13 protein-coding genes and 1 tRNA gene are annotated in these 13,339 nt (G+C 66.0%); 3 read left to right on the top strand and 11 right to left on the bottom strand.

Annotated elements, in window-relative coordinates; all coding sequences use genetic code 11:
* Positions 1–2: 2 nt before the first annotated feature.
* From nuoE to CXG43_RS15435, 9 genes are all read right to left on the bottom strand, one after another.
* Entirely contained in the window at positions 3–530 is a 528-nt protein-coding gene (gene nuoE / locus CXG43_RS15475; protein WP_042614963.1) for an NADH-quinone oxidoreductase subunit NuoE, read from the bottom strand.
* A gap of 97 nt (positions 531–627) precedes the next feature.
* Positions 628–1,857 carry an NADH-quinone oxidoreductase subunit D gene (locus CXG43_RS15470; RefSeq protein ID WP_197974278.1) on the bottom strand — a complete coding sequence of 410 codons (1,230 nt, stop codon included), beginning with the start codon at positions 1,855–1,857 and terminating at the stop codon, positions 628–630.
* An 89-nt stretch (positions 1,858–1,946) separates the two neighbouring features.
* Complete coding sequence (locus CXG43_RS15465; RefSeq protein ID WP_101100728.1) at positions 1,947–2,693, bottom strand: NADH-quinone oxidoreductase subunit C; 747 nt, start codon at positions 2,691–2,693, stop codon at positions 1,947–1,949.
* 33 nt (positions 2,694–2,726) lie between these two features.
* Positions 2,727–3,281: an NADH-quinone oxidoreductase subunit B gene (locus tag CXG43_RS15460; protein ID WP_042614961.1), complete on the bottom strand. Its 555-nt coding sequence runs from the start codon at positions 3,279–3,281 to the stop codon at positions 2,727–2,729.
* Positions 3,272–3,628, bottom strand: a complete 357-nt coding sequence (locus tag CXG43_RS15455) for an NADH-quinone oxidoreductase subunit A (protein WP_042614960.1) — start codon at positions 3,626–3,628, stop codon at positions 3,272–3,274. Before CXG43_RS15455 ends, CXG43_RS15460 begins: the two co-directional genes overlap by 10 nt.
* 116 nt (positions 3,629–3,744) lie before the next feature.
* Positions 3,745–3,829: transfer RNA gene (locus CXG43_RS15450), tRNA-Leu, on the bottom strand.
* A gap of 51 nt (positions 3,830–3,880) precedes the next feature.
* Positions 3,881–4,336: a preprotein translocase subunit SecG gene (secG, locus tag CXG43_RS15445; protein WP_101100727.1), complete on the bottom strand. Its 456-nt coding sequence runs from the start codon at positions 4,334–4,336 to the stop codon at positions 3,881–3,883.
* Positions 4,337–4,364: 28 nt separating this feature from the next.
* Positions 4,365–5,120, bottom strand: a complete 756-nt coding sequence (tpiA, locus tag CXG43_RS15440) for a triose-phosphate isomerase (protein WP_101100726.1) — start codon at positions 5,118–5,120, stop codon at positions 4,365–4,367.
* A gap of 572 nt (positions 5,121–5,692) precedes the next feature.
* Positions 5,693–6,628, bottom strand: coding sequence for a 2-oxoglutarate and iron-dependent oxygenase domain-containing protein (locus CXG43_RS15435; protein ID WP_101100725.1), 936 nt, complete (start codon positions 6,626–6,628; stop codon positions 5,693–5,695).
* Positions 6,629–6,928: 300 nt separating this feature from the next.
* Here CXG43_RS15435 and CXG43_RS15430 point away from each other — a divergent pair, with 300 nt between their 5' ends.
* From CXG43_RS15430 to CXG43_RS15420, 3 genes are all read left to right on the top strand, one after another.
* Entirely contained in the window at positions 6,929–8,074 is a 1,146-nt protein-coding gene (locus CXG43_RS15430; RefSeq protein ID WP_101100778.1) for a glycosyltransferase family 4 protein, read from the top strand.
* The gene (locus tag CXG43_RS15425) at positions 8,067–8,924 is read left to right on the top strand and encodes a polysaccharide deacetylase family protein (RefSeq protein WP_101100724.1); all 858 of its coding nucleotides are present in this window, start codon (positions 8,067–8,069) and stop codon (positions 8,922–8,924) included. Before CXG43_RS15430 ends, CXG43_RS15425 begins: the two co-directional genes overlap by 8 nt.
* A gap of 97 nt (positions 8,925–9,021) precedes the next feature.
* Positions 9,022–10,902, top strand: a complete 1,881-nt coding sequence (locus tag CXG43_RS15420; RefSeq protein ID WP_101100723.1) for a sulfatase-like hydrolase/transferase — start codon at positions 9,022–9,024, stop codon at positions 10,900–10,902.
* A gap of 58 nt (positions 10,903–10,960) precedes the next feature.
* On the opposite strand, the gene glmM is transcribed toward CXG43_RS15420, so the two are convergent.
* Positions 10,961–12,325 carry a phosphoglucosamine mutase gene (gene glmM, locus CXG43_RS15415; RefSeq protein WP_101100722.1) on the bottom strand — a complete coding sequence of 455 codons (1,365 nt, stop codon included), beginning with the start codon at positions 12,323–12,325 and terminating at the stop codon, positions 10,961–10,963.
* Complete coding sequence (gene accD / locus CXG43_RS15410) at positions 12,325–13,200, bottom strand: acetyl-CoA carboxylase, carboxyltransferase subunit beta (RefSeq protein WP_042615364.1); 876 nt, start codon at positions 13,198–13,200, stop codon at positions 12,325–12,327. The genes glmM and accD overlap by 1 nt, the downstream gene beginning before the upstream one ends.
* Positions 13,201–13,339 lie beyond the last annotated feature (139 nt).

Below are 13,339 nucleotides of genomic sequence, written 5' to 3'. Positions count from 1 at the left end.
GCTTACTCCAACCCGTCCAGCAGCTCGTCGACTTTCTCGACGGTCAGGCGCTCGTGGTAATGGCCGTTGATGACCATCATCGGTGCACCGGCACAACCGGCCAGGCACTCTTCTTCGCGCTTGAGATAGATACGTCCGTCAGCGGTGGACTGACCGGTGCGGCAACCGAGTTTCTTCTCGGCGTGCGCGACCAGGTCCTCGGCACCGTTCAACCAGCAGCTGATGTTGGTGCAGAACGCCACGTTGTGGCGACCGACCTTCTCCAGCTCGAACATCGAGTAGAAGCTGGCGACCTCGTAGGCCCACACCGGCGGCAGGTCCAGGTACTTGGCCACCCCGGCGATCAGCTCGTCGGTCAGCCAGCCGGCATTCTGCTCCTGCGCGGCGTGCAGGCCCTGCAGCACGGCCGAGCGCTTGCGGTCCGGCGGGAACTTGGACAGCCAGTGATCGATGTGAGCACGGGTCTTGTCGCTCAGCACCACCATCGGATCGACGTCGCGCGCCGCCTCGAAATTACCTGTCGCCTTCATCGGCCGACCTCAGCGAAATGCATGTCTTGGAATTCCATATGCTGCGGCGCCGGCTTGCGCCGGCTGCCTGCAGGAAAGAGGGTCAGATCGGCCGGGTTCACCGGTCGACCTCGCCGAACACCAGATCGTAGGTACCGATCATCGCCACCACGTCGGCCAGCATGTGGCCGCGCACGATCGAATCGATCGAGGACAGGTGGGCGAAGCCCGGCGCACGCAGGTGCACGCGGAACGGCTTGTTGGCGCCGTCGGACATCAGGTAGCAGCCGAACTCACCCTTCGGCGCTTCGACGGCGGCATAGGTTTCGCCGGCCGGCACGCAGTAGCCTTCACTGAACAGCTTGAAGTGGTGGATCAGCGCTTCCATGTCGTCCTTCATCGCCTCGCGGGACGGCGGCGCGACCTTGAAGTTGTTGACGATCACCGGGCCCGGGTTGGCCTTCAGCCACGCTACGCACTGCTTGATGATGCGGTTGGACTCGCGCATCTCGGCCACGCGGCACAGGTAGCGGTCGTAGCAGTCGCCTTCCTTGCCCAGCGGGATGTCGAAATCGACGGCATCGTACTTGGCGTACGGACGCTTCTTGCGCAGGTCCCAGGCAACGCCCGAACCCCGCAGCATCACGCCGGTCATGCCCCACTGGTGGGCCAGCTCCGGGGTGACCACGCCGATGCCGACGGTACGCTGCTTCCAGATGCGGTTGTCGGTGAGCAGGGTTTCGTACTCGTCGACGCGGCCCGGGAATTCGTTGGTGAAGTTCTCGATGAAATCGAGCAGCGAGCCTTCGCGCGATGCGTTCAACTGCTTCAGGGCGTTGCCCTTGTGCCAGCGCGATTCCTTGTACTTCGGCATGTGGTCCGGCAGGTCGCGGTAGACGCCGCCCGGACGGTAGTACGCCGCGTGCATGCGGGCGCCGGACACTGCTTCGTAGCAGTCCATCAGCTCTTCGCGCTCACGGAAGGCGTACAGCATCACCGCCATCGCACCCAGGTCGAGCGCGTTGGAACCCAGCCACATCAGGTGGTTCAGGATGCGGGTGATCTCGTCGAACATGGTGCGGATGTACTGCGCACGCTCCGGCGCTTCGATCCCCATCAGGGTCTCGATGGCACGCACGTAAGCGTGCTCGTTGCACATCATCGACACGTAATCCAGGCGGTCCATGTAACCGATGGACTGGTTGAACGGCTTGGATTCGGCCAGCTTTTCGGTGCCACGGTGCAGCAGGCCGACGTGCGGGTCGGCACGCATGATGGTTTCGCCGTCCATTTCCAGGATCAGGCGCAGCACACCGTGCGCGGCCGGATGCTGGGGGCCGAAATTCATCGTGTAATTGCGGATTTCCTGCCGGTTCTCGGCAGCGTTGCTGGCGAAGGCGCCGTGCGCCTGTTCGACCGGCTTGATGACCTGTGCACTCACTTCATTGCCTCCTGCGAACGCTCGCCGGCTGCGGTCTGCAGGCGGGCGTCGTCACGGATCACGCGCGGCACGCCGACGCGCGGCTCCACCGAGGTGACCGGCTCATAGACCACGCGCTTCTTCTCTTCGTCGTAACGCACTTCGACGTTGCCGATCAGCGGGAAGTCCTTGCGGAACGGATGGCCGACGAATCCGTAGTCGGTCAGGATGCGGCGCAGGTCCGGGTGGCCTTCGAAGATGACGCCGAACAGATCGAACGCTTCGCGCTCGAACCAGTTCAGGCCCGGCCACACGTCGGTCAGCGAACGCACGACCGGCAGGCCCTCGTTCGGAGCGAAGCAGCGCAGGTGCAGCATCAGGTTGTGCTGGTACGAACGCAGCTGCGCGACCACGGCAAAGCGCTGGGTCGGCATGTGCTGCGGCTGTGCGCCGCCGGCATCTTCTTCGCTGGGGAATTCACCCCAGGCAAAGCGGCCCGCGCCCTTGCCTTCGACACCGCGGCTGAAGCCCTGCGAGGACACGTCAGCGGTGTCCCATTCGTCAGAGCCGTAACCGAGGTAATCCACGCCGCACAGGTCGACGGACTGCTCGAAACCAAATTCGTCACGCAACGCGAGCGCGGTGGCGTGCCAATCCGAGGCAGGCACTTCCAGCGTCACTTCGCCGCGGGGTTCGACCACGATGACCTTGCCGCCGGTGAAGCGGGCGGAAAGTCGGTCGATGAAGGATGCTTGCTCTGCCATGGGGGCTTGGCGCGCTCTTGTAGTGTGGAAGGGTCAGCGGGCGATGGTCTGCGTACGCCAGATCTTCTTCTGCAGCTGCAGGATCCCGTACACCAGCGCTTCGGCGGTTGGCGGGCAGCCCGGGACGTAGATGTCCACCGGCACCACGCGATCGCAACCGCGAACAACCGAATAGGAGTAATGGTAGTAGCCGCCACCGTTGGCGCAGCTCCCCATCGAGATGACCCACTTCGGGTCCGGCATCTGGTCGTAGACCTTGCGCAGCGCCGGGGCCATCTTGTTGACCAGCGTACCGGCCACGATCATCACGTCGGACTGGCGCGGCGACGGGCGGAACACCACGCCGTAACGGTCCAGGTCCAGGCGCGCGGCACCGGCGTGCATCATTTCAACGGCGCAGCAGGCCAGGCCGAAGGTCATCGGCCACATCGAACCGGTACGGGCCCAGTTCAACAGGGCATCGACGCTGGTGGTGACATAGCCCTTTTCCAGCAGCGGATTATCGCCAGCCGGTCGCAGGATGTCGTCAACCCGCCCTTCCGGGGTGGGGTTGTTCATCAGGCCGTCGAGAGTTTGGATCACTCCCATTCCAGCGCTCCCTTCTTCCAGACGTAAATGAAGCCGAGGAACAGCATGCCCACGAACAGGCCCATGGTGACCAGCGAACGCGCGCCGAGCTCCATGAAGACCTGGGTCCAGGGCACGATGAAGATGATTTCCAGATCGAAGACGATGAACTGGATCGCGATCAGGTAATAACGCACGTCGAACTTCATGCGTGCGTCTTCAAAAGCCTCGAAGCCGCATTCGTACGGCGAGAGCTTCTGCAGATCGGGACGGCGTGGGCCGAGGAATCGTCCAATCAGCATCAGCGTGATGCCGATACCGGTAGCGACGATCAGAAACAGCAGAGACGGCAAATATTCGGCCAGCACAGCGATTCTCTCTTGCCTCTGCCGCCGCGCCTGCAGGCGCTTTGGCATGGGGGAGTGGACGGGGACAACGCTACCCGGCGCAGAGCGCGCCGGACGTACCCGCTTTACTTACTAAATGGTGCCCAAGAGGGGACTCGAACCCCTACGACCTAAGTCGCTACCACCTCAAGGTAGTGCGTCTACCAATTCCGCCACCTGGGCTTACGATCACGCTGGACTATCCATCCAGTGCGCGGCGTATTGTAACCGTCTTCAGTCTTTCTGGGAGCCTTCCGGCTGCTTTTCTTCGCCAGAATTTGAAGATTCCGCCTGAGCCGGCACAGTCGCGGCCGGAACCGGCTGCTGGGCAGGCTGCTGCACCGGCACCGGATCGGCCGCCGGCACGCTGGCCGGACGCTCACCCGCTGGTGCAGCCGGGACGCTGGCGGCCGGCGCGGCCATCAGGCCGAGGCCCTGCTGCTCGGCCGGGCGGCTGCCATGGCCGGCATACCACGCCATGAACAGGCTGATGCCAAAAAACACCACGGCCAGCCACTTGGTGGACTTGGACATGAAGTTGGAGGCACCACGCGCGCCGAACACCGTGCCCGAGGCGCCGGCACCAAAGCCCGAACCAGCGGCGGCACCGGAACCACGCTGCATCAGGATCAGCGCGATCATGGCCACTGCGACCAGCACGTAAACGACATTGAGGATCAACATCAGCATCTGGAATCCGTCCTCGGACTACTTCTAATCAGGTTGCAGCCGCCGCCTGGGCGATGGCCAGAAAATCGGCGGCCACCAACGAGGCGCCACCCACCAGCCCGCCATCGACGTCGGGCTGTGCGAACAGCTCGGCGGCATTGTCAGGCTTCACGCTGCCACCGTAAAGGATGGTCAGGGAATCGGCGATTCTAGCATCCACCTTGGCCACTTCGCCACGGATGAAGGCATGCACCTGCTGGGCCTGCGCCTTGCTGGCGGTGCGCCCGGTGCCGATCGCCCAGACCGGCTCGTAGGCCACCACGGCGTTTTCGAAGCCCTGCCCGCCGACCAGCGCCAGCACCGGAGCCAGCTGGCTGGCGATCACCGCTTCGGTCTGGCCGGCTTCGCGCTGCTCCAGGGTCTCCCCCACGCACAGCACCGGCACCAGGCCGGCATGCAGCGCGGCGGCGAACTTGCGCGCGACCAGCTCACTGCTCTCGTGATGGTACTGGCGGCGCTCGGAATGCCCGACCAGGCCATAACGGGCCCCCACTTCGTGCAGCATGCTGGCCGAGACTTCGCCGGTGTAGGCGCCCTTCTCGTTGCTGCTGACGTCCTGGGCACCAAAGGCAACGGCGGTATCGGCGAAATCATCGGCGAGCTCGCCGAGGTACGGCAGCGGCGGCAGGATCACCAGCTCGACCCCCTGCTCCGGCGCCCCGTTGGCGATGTCGGTGACCAGGGTGGTGGCGAACTCACGGGTTCCGTGCAGTTTCCAGTTTCCGGCGACGATCTTGCGGCGCATGGGCGATGGCTCCGTTTCGTATCAGCCGGACATGATAACGAATGAAATTATCCGCCGTTGGGCCGTAACCGGTTACATCGTGTCTGCGGGTAGTCGAACGGGTGAGACCCCCTCGCGGCTGGCTTGAGAGGTGGAGCTGCGGGTGGGCCGGGCGGGGAGGCTATGCGGGGCACGCGCAAGTACGTCCCTGTAGCTCTTCGCGGCTCCTGCCGCTCAAGGCCCCGCATAGCCTCCCCGCCCGACCCATGACAGGTTCCGGGCCGCCAGCCGCGTAATAAAAGAAAGAAAAGCGGTAGCGCCGAAGGCAGCGGCAGGAGCCGCTGCCAACGTCGCTTGCGACGGCCCGCAGGGTGCCGGTCAGGACGACCGGCATAGCCATGGTCGGCGAGCGCAGCGGGCCTTTGGCGGAAACATTCCGCCGACCATGGGTCGGCGCTACCAAGGCCGCCGTGGACCTGTCGATGGCGGGGCGGGGTGGCGTGTCCTGCACAGCCACCCCGCCCCGCCAACACACAGCCCTGCAGCCTTTGTCGTTGCCGTGACGTTGCCTGATTGCCGGCCAGCGGCCGGCACTACTTCAGTTTGATTTCGCGCAGGCGCTCTTCGAGGAAGCCGTGGGCGGTGATCGGCTCCGGATACCGGCTCGGATTTTCCGGGGTGATGCACGAGGGCAGCACGTCGATCAGGTAATCCGGGTTCGGATGCAGGAAGAACGGCACCGAATAACGCGGCTGGCGCGCCAGCTCGCCCGGCGGATTGACCACGCGGTGGATGGTCGAGGGATACACATGATTGGTCAGCCGCTGCAGCATGTCGCCGATGTTGACCACGATGGTGTCCGCATCCGAAGTGAACGGCACCCACTTGCCATCATGCGACTGCACTTCCAGGCCGGCGGCACTGGCGCCGACCAGCAGCGTGATGAAGTTGATGTCGCCGTGCGCGCCCGCGCGCACGTTGGGAATGTCGTCGGTGGTGATCGGCGGGTAGTGGATCGGACGCAGGATCGAATTGCCGTTGTTGGTCTTGTCGGCGAAGAAATCCTGCGGCAGCCCGATGTGCAGCGCCAAGGCAGACAGCACCCGCGAACCCAGGTGGTCCAACGCCTGGTACAACGCATAGCCACGCTCACGGAACTCCGGCACTTCGCTCGGCCACAGGTTCGGCGCCATCACCTCGCGGTATTTGGAATCATCGGGAATCTCGCGCCCGATGTGCCAGAACTCCTTCAGGTCGAAGTGGCTGGAGCCCTTCGCCGTTTCCACGCCGAACTGGGTATAGCCACGCGCGCCGCCGCTGCCGGCGACGTGGTAACGGCGCTTGACCTCTTCCGGAAGCGCGAAAAAGGCCTTGAAGACGTCGTAGGCCGCGTCGATGTCGGCCTGCGGAATGCCATGGTTGCGGATGCCGGCGAAGCCCCACTGGCGGTAGGCGGCGCCCAGCTCGGCCACGAAGGCCTCGCGGTCGCTGTCGAAGCGGGTGATATCGAGGGTGGGGATCTGGCTCACAACGGTACCTGGTTGGTCATGGGTCTGGACAGCGGCAAACGCTGCCTACGGGCCGCGTTCCGCGCCTGCATTGTGACAGATCAGGCTGCGGCACGTTGCCTCCCAGGCGGCCCCAGGCGCGCCGCCACCATGTCGCATCAGGCCCGACGGCCCACGCCGGGCACCCCTCCGACCCGGCCGATATCGTCCCTGTATGTCGCAGTGAACATCGTTGATCTCCAGCGCACGTTCCGCCGCTCGAGCGCCCGCATCTTCCGCGTCACGCTGGCCTCCCTGCCCCATCGCGTGCACTGGCTCCACATGCAACGTCCCCTGCGCATTCTGCATACCGAAGCGGCGATGGGCCTGGGTGGCCAGGAGATCTACATCTTCCGCCACATGATCGCCATGCGGGCGCGCGGCCATGATGTCTCGCTGCTATGCCAGCCAGGCGCTCGCCTGGGCGCATTGGCGCAAGCCAATGGATTCATCGTGCACCGGCTGCGGATGGGCGGATTGGTCCGGCTGCTGCGGGGAATCGACCAGGTAGCCGCGCTGGTAAGGTCGCATCGCTTCGACGTAGTGAACACCACCAGCCGCCGTGACGCCCTTATCGCCGCGGCCGGTGCGCGCCTGGCGCGCGCGCCGCTGGTGGTGCGCTCACGCCATCTGATGAGCCCGGTGAACTCACTGTTGACCTACACCGGCCTGCCCCATCGCGTGCTGACCGTCAGCCGTTTCGTGAAGCAGCAGCTGGTGGCGCGAGGCATCCAGGAGGGGCACATCGGCGTGGTACCGCCCATCGCGATGCCGCCGCAATGGCATGGCGTGCGCGGACCGGATCCTTGGCAGTGCCTGCAGGATACCCGCGCCCGGGTGCGGGCCGAGCTTGGATTCGACACCGGTGATGTGGTGGTCGGCTGCGTCGCGGTGCTTCGTCGCCCGAAGGGCCACATGGACCTGCTGCGCGCCATCGCGCCGCTCTGCCACGCCCATCCCTGGCTTCACCTGGCGGTGATCGGAGATGGCGAGCCGGTCATGACCGAACTGCGCACCGCCAGCCAGCGGCTGGGGCTGCAGCGGCAGGTGCATCTGCTGGGCCACCGTTCCGATGCACAGCGTCTCATGGCAGGACTGGACGTGTTCGCCCTGGCCACGCACAAAGAGGCGGCCGGCACCGTATTCCTGGAGGCCGCCTTCGTCGGCGTGCCCATCGTGGCCACGCGCGTTGGCGGCGTGCCGGAGATGGTGCGCGAAGGTGACAACGCACTGCTGGTCGAGCCGGGCGATCCAACCGCATTGACCACGGCCCTGCAACGCCTGGTCGAGCAGCCGGGGCTGCGCAGGCAGATGGGCCGTGCCGGCTGGGACTGGATGCGCAGCGACGACCGATTCAGCCCCGTCGGGCACTGCCGCGCGACGGAAGCCTGCTACTACCAATGGTTGGAGGAACTTGGACATGCGTAAGGCCCGCAGCGTGCCGGTGTTGATGCACCATCATGTCAGCCCTTCTCCGGGGATGATCACCGTGTCCCCGGCGAACTTCAAAAGCCAGATCGCATGGCTCGCCGACACCGGCTGGACGTCGTTGACACTGGATCAGTACGCCGGCTTCCTGGCCGGCAAGCCGGTCCCGCGCAAGTCCATCGTCATCACCTTCGACGACGGTTATCTGGACAACTGGGTGTATGCCCACCCGATCCTGCAGGCACATGGCATGCATGCCGTGGTCTTCGTCGTTACCGGCTGGATGGGCCAGGGACCGGCACGTCCGCACGCGGGCCATTCCGGCGCACTGCTGCCCGCCACGGCGGACCATCGTGGATGCGAAGACGCGATATTCCGCCAAGGGCAGGCCGACCAGGTGATGATGCGCTGGGACGAGGCACGCGCGGCCATCGCCGCCGGCACCTTCGAAGTGCATTGCCACACGCACTCGCACACGCGCTGGCTGCAGCGGCAGGACCTGGACCGCAGCCAGCGTAGAAGCGGGCTGGATGCCGATCTGGCGAAAGCACGCCAGGTGCTGCAGCAGGAACTGGGCAGCGCCTCGGACACACTGTGCTGGCCCTACGGCGACTTCGACGCGGACCACGTGGAGATCGCCCGCGCGCACGGATTCCGTTACCTGCATACAACGCACCCGTTCGGCCGCAACCGCATCGGGGGCGACGCCGGCCACATCTATCGCTTCGCCGTGCGCGACCGCCCGGCCGGGTGGCTGCGCAGGCGCATTGCCTGCAGCTACCTGCCCGCACTGGCCCCCCTGTTCAACGGCTTCAAGGCCCGTCGCAAGGGCCTGCCCGCCGGCCCCTGAGCGCCGCCTACCGGCAGCGGGCATCGGCGGAGCGATACAAGCCGATACAATGCGCCCCCGCCACGACAGACGCCTGCGTGCCGTCCTCCCCTGCACGATGAACCCCTCGATGTCTGCACGCCCCTCTTCCGCCCCCCCCTCCCTGCGGTGGCAGCGCCTCGCATGGGCGAGCTTGATGACCGCCGTAGGCGCTGTGCTGGCGATCGGCATCAGCGCGACCAACATCCCGTGGACGGCCAACCCAGGCGGAATGCTCGGCAGGCTGTACCTGGCCCTGGCCGTACCTGGCCATTTCCTTGCCTTCGGCGCGCTGGTGATGCTGCCGGCGCTGCTGGTCGGCCTGTGGACGCGCAGCGCGCGGCCGCTCACGATCACGGCGGTGGTCATGCAGGGCCTGTGGCTGTGCCTGCTGATGGTGGATGCGAAGGTCTTTGCGCTGTACCGCTTCCACCTCAATGCGATGGTGCTGAACATGGTGTTCGGCGGCGCAATACAGGACCAGGTCAGCCTGTCCTGGAGCAACTGGCTGCAGATCGCCAGCGTGGTCATGGCGGTGTTCGCTGCCCAGGCGCTGCTGGCCTGGGGCTGCTGGCGGCTGCTGCCACCGCGTCCGCGTCGCGCCTGGGTGCTGGGCGGATGGACGGCAGCGGCCGTGCTGATGACGGCGGGCCAGATCGCCACGGCCTACTACGACGCGCGCGGCGAACGCGCGGTGGTCAGCCAGTGGGCCTACCTGCCATGGGCGCAGCCGATCACCGCCAAGCGGCAGATGCGTGCGATGGGCGTGCCGGTGGTTGATCGCGCCGCCACGCTGACCGATCCGAAGCTCAGTGAACTGGCCTACCCGAGCGCCCCGCTGCGTTGCCAGAGCCACCGGCGACCGAACGTGCTGGTGGTAGTGCTGGAATCGCTGCGCGTCGACGCACTGGATCCGCAGGCGATGCCCGGCACCTGGGCGCTGGCCCGGCAATCGCAGGTGTTCGAGAGACATTACAGCACCGGCAACGCCACCCGCTTCGGCCTGTTCGGTCTGCTGTACGGCCTGCCCGGCGGCTACTGGCAGCCGATGCTGGCCGAGCAGCGCGGCTCGGTTTTGTTCGACGTGCTCAAGCAACAGGGCTATGCGATGTACCTGCATGGCAGCGCGCCGCTGTACAGCCCGGAGTTCGACCGCACCGCCTTCGCCGACGTGCGGGAGCTGCTGCAGACCGCACCGGCGGCACTCAGCGTCGCCGAACGTGACCGCCACTTGGTCGACACGCTGCGTGCGGAAATCAGCGCGACCCCCTCCGGCACGCCGTGGTTCGGCTTCGCCTTCCTCGACGCCACGCATGCGCCTTACCACCTGCCCAAAGGCTACCCCGCGCTGGACACGCCGATGGCCAAGGACATCAACTTCCTGGCGCTGGACCAGGACCACGATGCCACCCCGGAGCGCAATCGCTACCGCACCGCCGTCCACTATGCGGACAGTCTGGTCAGCCAGTTGCTGCAGTCACTGCGCGAAGCCGGCGTGGAGGACAACACCATCGTGCTGGTCACCGGCGACCACGCCGAAGAATTCAACGACCTCGGCCTGAACTACTGGGGCCACAACGGCAATTTCTCCGACTTCCAACTGCAGGTGCCGTTCGTGCTGCATTGGCCGGGAATGACGGCATCGCGGCAGGCGCGCATCAGTTCGCATGAGGACTGGGTGCCCACGCTGATGCGGCATGCACTGGGCTGCGAAAATCCGCTGGAAGACTTCAGCACCGGCCAGGACCTGCTTGCACCGGCACCGATGGCACCGCGTTCGCTGCTGGTGGAAAGCTGGTCGCAGCGTGGCATCCGCCAGGGTCCGGATACCTACGTGTTCGATAAATTCGGCAACAGCACGGCACTGGGGCCTGACTACCTGCCGTTGCCCGTGCAGCAGCCGGACAGCAGCGGCCTGCGCGAGGCCTGGGACGAACTGACCCGGTTCCGCCGGCGCTGAGGCACGCCCTGCGCACTCCGCGCGCGCCGCCGATGCCCGGCGGCGCCGCGGAACGGGGTCAGGCCGCAGCAGCGGCCTTCACTGCATCGGACAAACGATCCAGCGTTTCCTGCATCAGCGTGGCCTCGTCGGCCTCTACGGTCACCCGCACCACCGGTTCAGTGCCGGACGGGCGCAGGAACGCGCGGCCGCGGCCGGCCACCGCCTGCTGCGCCTGCAGGAGCGCCTGCTGCACGCTTGCAGCCTGTACGGTGGCCTTGGCCGACACGTTGCCGAGCCGTACATTGACTGTTTTCTGCGGCACCCGGGACAGCGGCTGCAGGGCTTCCCGCAGGCTCTGCCCGCTGCGGCGCAGTTCAACCAGCACCTGCAGCGCACTGACGATGGCATCGCCGGTGGTGGCGCGATCCAGGCACAGAAGATGCCCCGACGCCTCACCGCCGAGCACGCCGCCGCCTTCCACCAGCGCCTGGTGCACGTAGCGGTCGCCGACGTTGCTGCGCACGAACGGAATCTGCAGCTTTTCCAGTGCCTGTTCCAGCCCGAAGTTGGTCATCAGCGTGCCCACCACGGGACCGCGCAGGCGGCCATCGGCCTGCCAGGCGCGGGCCAGGATGAACAGCAGGTCATCGCCATCGACCGGGTTGCCCTGGTCGTCGGCCATCAGCACCCGGTCACCGTCACCGTCGAAGGCAATGCCCAGGTCGGCACCGGTTTGGCGCACCTTGGCAGCCAGGTTATCGATGTGCGTCGAGCCGACGCCGTCATTGATGTTGACCCCGTCCGGCGCCGCGCCGATGGCGATCACCTCCGCCCCCAGCTCGCGGAACAGCAGCGGTGCGATGTGGTACGTCGCGCCATGCGCGCAGTCCAGCACCAGCCGGACCCCGCGCAGGTCGAAGTCGCGCGGCACGCTGGCCTTGCAGAATTCGATGTAGCGGCCGATCGCCTCGCGCGCACGCATCGCCTTGCCCAGCTTTTCCGATTCGGCGGTGGTGAACGGCTCATCGATGCCCGCTTCCAGCGCCATTTCGGTGGCGTCGTCCAGCTTCTCGCCCTGGGCGGAAAAGAACTTGATGCCGTTGTCATGGTGCGGGTTGTGCGAGGCGCTGATCACGATGCCGGCGTCAGCCCCCAGCGTTCGGGTCAGGAAGGCAACAGCCGGCGTGGGCATCGGTCCCAGCAACTGCACGTCCACGCCCGCAGCAACCAACCCCGCTTCCAGCGCCGCTTCGAACATGTAGCCGGAAATGCGCGTGTCCTTGCCGATGACGACGATCGGGCGACGGTTGCCCGCCGCCTGCTGGGCCAGCAGCACGCGGCCGAACGCATTGCCCAGCCGCAGTACGAAATCAGCCGAGATCACGCCCTGGCCGACCCGGCCACGGATACCGTCGGTGCCGAAATACCTGCGCGTTCCCATCAGGCCTCCGTCGGCGCAGGTTCGCGGCGCATCATCGCCAGAAGCTCGGAGAGCCGGTCGCGCAGCTCGCGACGATCACAGATCTGGTCGATGGCACCGTGTTCGAGCAGGAACTCCGAGCGCTGGAAGCCTTCCGGCAGTTTCTCGCGCACGGTCTGCTCGATCACGCGCGGGCCGGCGAAGCCGATCAGCGCCTGCGGCTCGGCGATGTTGATGTCGCCGAGCATCGCGAACGATGCCGACACGCCCCCGGTGGTGGGATGGGTCAGCACCGAAATATACGGCAGGCCAGCAGCGCGCAGCTTGCCCAGCGCCGCAGAGGTCTTGGCCATCTGCATCAACGAGAACAGACCTTCCTGCATGCGCGCGCCGCCGCTGGCGGAGAAGCAGATGTAGGGTGCACCGATCTCCAGCGCGGTTTCCGCGGCCAGCGCGAAACGCTCGCCGACCACCGAACCCATCGAGCCACCCATGAAGGCGAAATCGAACGAGGACGCGACCAGCGGACGGCCTTTGAGCAGGCCGCGCATGGCGATCAGCGCATCGTACTCACCGGTATTCTTCTGCGCGATCTTGATGCGCTCGGCGTACTTTTTCTGGTCCTTGAACTTCAACAGATCGTTCGGGCCCAGCCGGGCGGCGATCTCGGTCATGCTGTCGGCGTCGAACAGCGAAGCCAGCCGCGCGCGCGCGCGGATCGCCATGTGGTGCCCGCAGTTGGGGCAGACCTCCAGGTTCTTTTCCAGCTCCGGGCCATAGAGCGCGCTGCCGCAGCTGCTGCACTTCTCCCACAGGCCTTCGGGGACGCTGCGCTTCTTGTTGGGGACGTTGTCGGTGCGGATGCCCGACGGCATCAACTTGCTGAGCCAACTCATGCGGGTTGCTACTTCCGTTCAGGGCGGCCCGAAGGCCGCAAAGGCCGACAGTCTAGCTCAGCCCTTCCCCACCCGTGCACCCCCAAAAACCGTGCCCCAGCGTACGTTTGCAGCAAAACCACGCCATCCACCACCCCGC

The organism is Stenotrophomonas sp. Bg11-02 (assembly GCF_002836635.1).
In the GTDB taxonomy this organism is placed as follows: domain Bacteria; phylum Pseudomonadota; class Gammaproteobacteria; order Xanthomonadales; family Xanthomonadaceae; genus Stenotrophomonas; species Stenotrophomonas lacuserhaii.
The sequence above is the reverse complement of the archived record's forward strand: the minus strand, read 5'-3'. Positions and strand labels throughout refer to the sequence as shown.

What these genes read in the sequence shown, in the direction of transcription:
- nuoE (WP_042614963.1), bottom strand. Translation starts at nt 530, where the DNA reads ATGAAGGCGACAGGTAATTTCGAGGCGGCGCGCGACGTCGATCCGATG.
- CXG43_RS15470 (WP_197974278.1), bottom strand. Translation starts at nt 1,857, where the DNA reads ATGAATTTCGGCCCCCAGCATCCGGCCGCGCACGGTGTGCTGCGCCTG.
- CXG43_RS15465 (WP_101100728.1), bottom strand. Translation starts at nt 2,693, where the DNA reads ATGGCAGAGCAAGCATCCTTCATCGACCGACTTTCCGCCCGCTTCACC.
- CXG43_RS15460 (WP_042614961.1), bottom strand. Translation starts at nt 3,281, where the DNA reads ATGGGAGTGATCCAAACTCTCGACGGCCTGATGAACAACCCCACCCCG.
- secG (WP_101100727.1), bottom strand. Translation starts at nt 4,336, where the DNA reads ATGCTGATGTTGATCCTCAATGTCGTTTACGTGCTGGTCGCAGTGGCC.
- tpiA (WP_101100726.1), bottom strand. Translation starts at nt 5,120, where the DNA reads ATGCGCCGCAAGATCGTCGCCGGAAACTGGAAACTGCACGGAACCCGT.
- CXG43_RS15430 (WP_101100778.1), top strand. Translation starts at nt 6,929, where the DNA reads ATGCAACGTCCCCTGCGCATTCTGCATACCGAAGCGGCGATGGGCCTG.
- CXG43_RS15425 (WP_101100724.1), top strand. Translation starts at nt 8,067, where the DNA reads ATGCGTAAGGCCCGCAGCGTGCCGGTGTTGATGCACCATCATGTCAGC.
- CXG43_RS15420 (WP_101100723.1), top strand. Translation starts at nt 9,022, where the DNA reads ATGAACCCCTCGATGTCTGCACGCCCCTCTTCCGCCCCCCCCTCCCTG.
- glmM (WP_101100722.1), bottom strand. Translation starts at nt 12,325, where the DNA reads ATGGGAACGCGCAGGTATTTCGGCACCGACGGTATCCGTGGCCGGGTC.
- accD (WP_042615364.1), bottom strand. Translation starts at nt 13,200, where the DNA reads ATGAGTTGGCTCAGCAAGTTGATGCCGTCGGGCATCCGCACCGACAAC.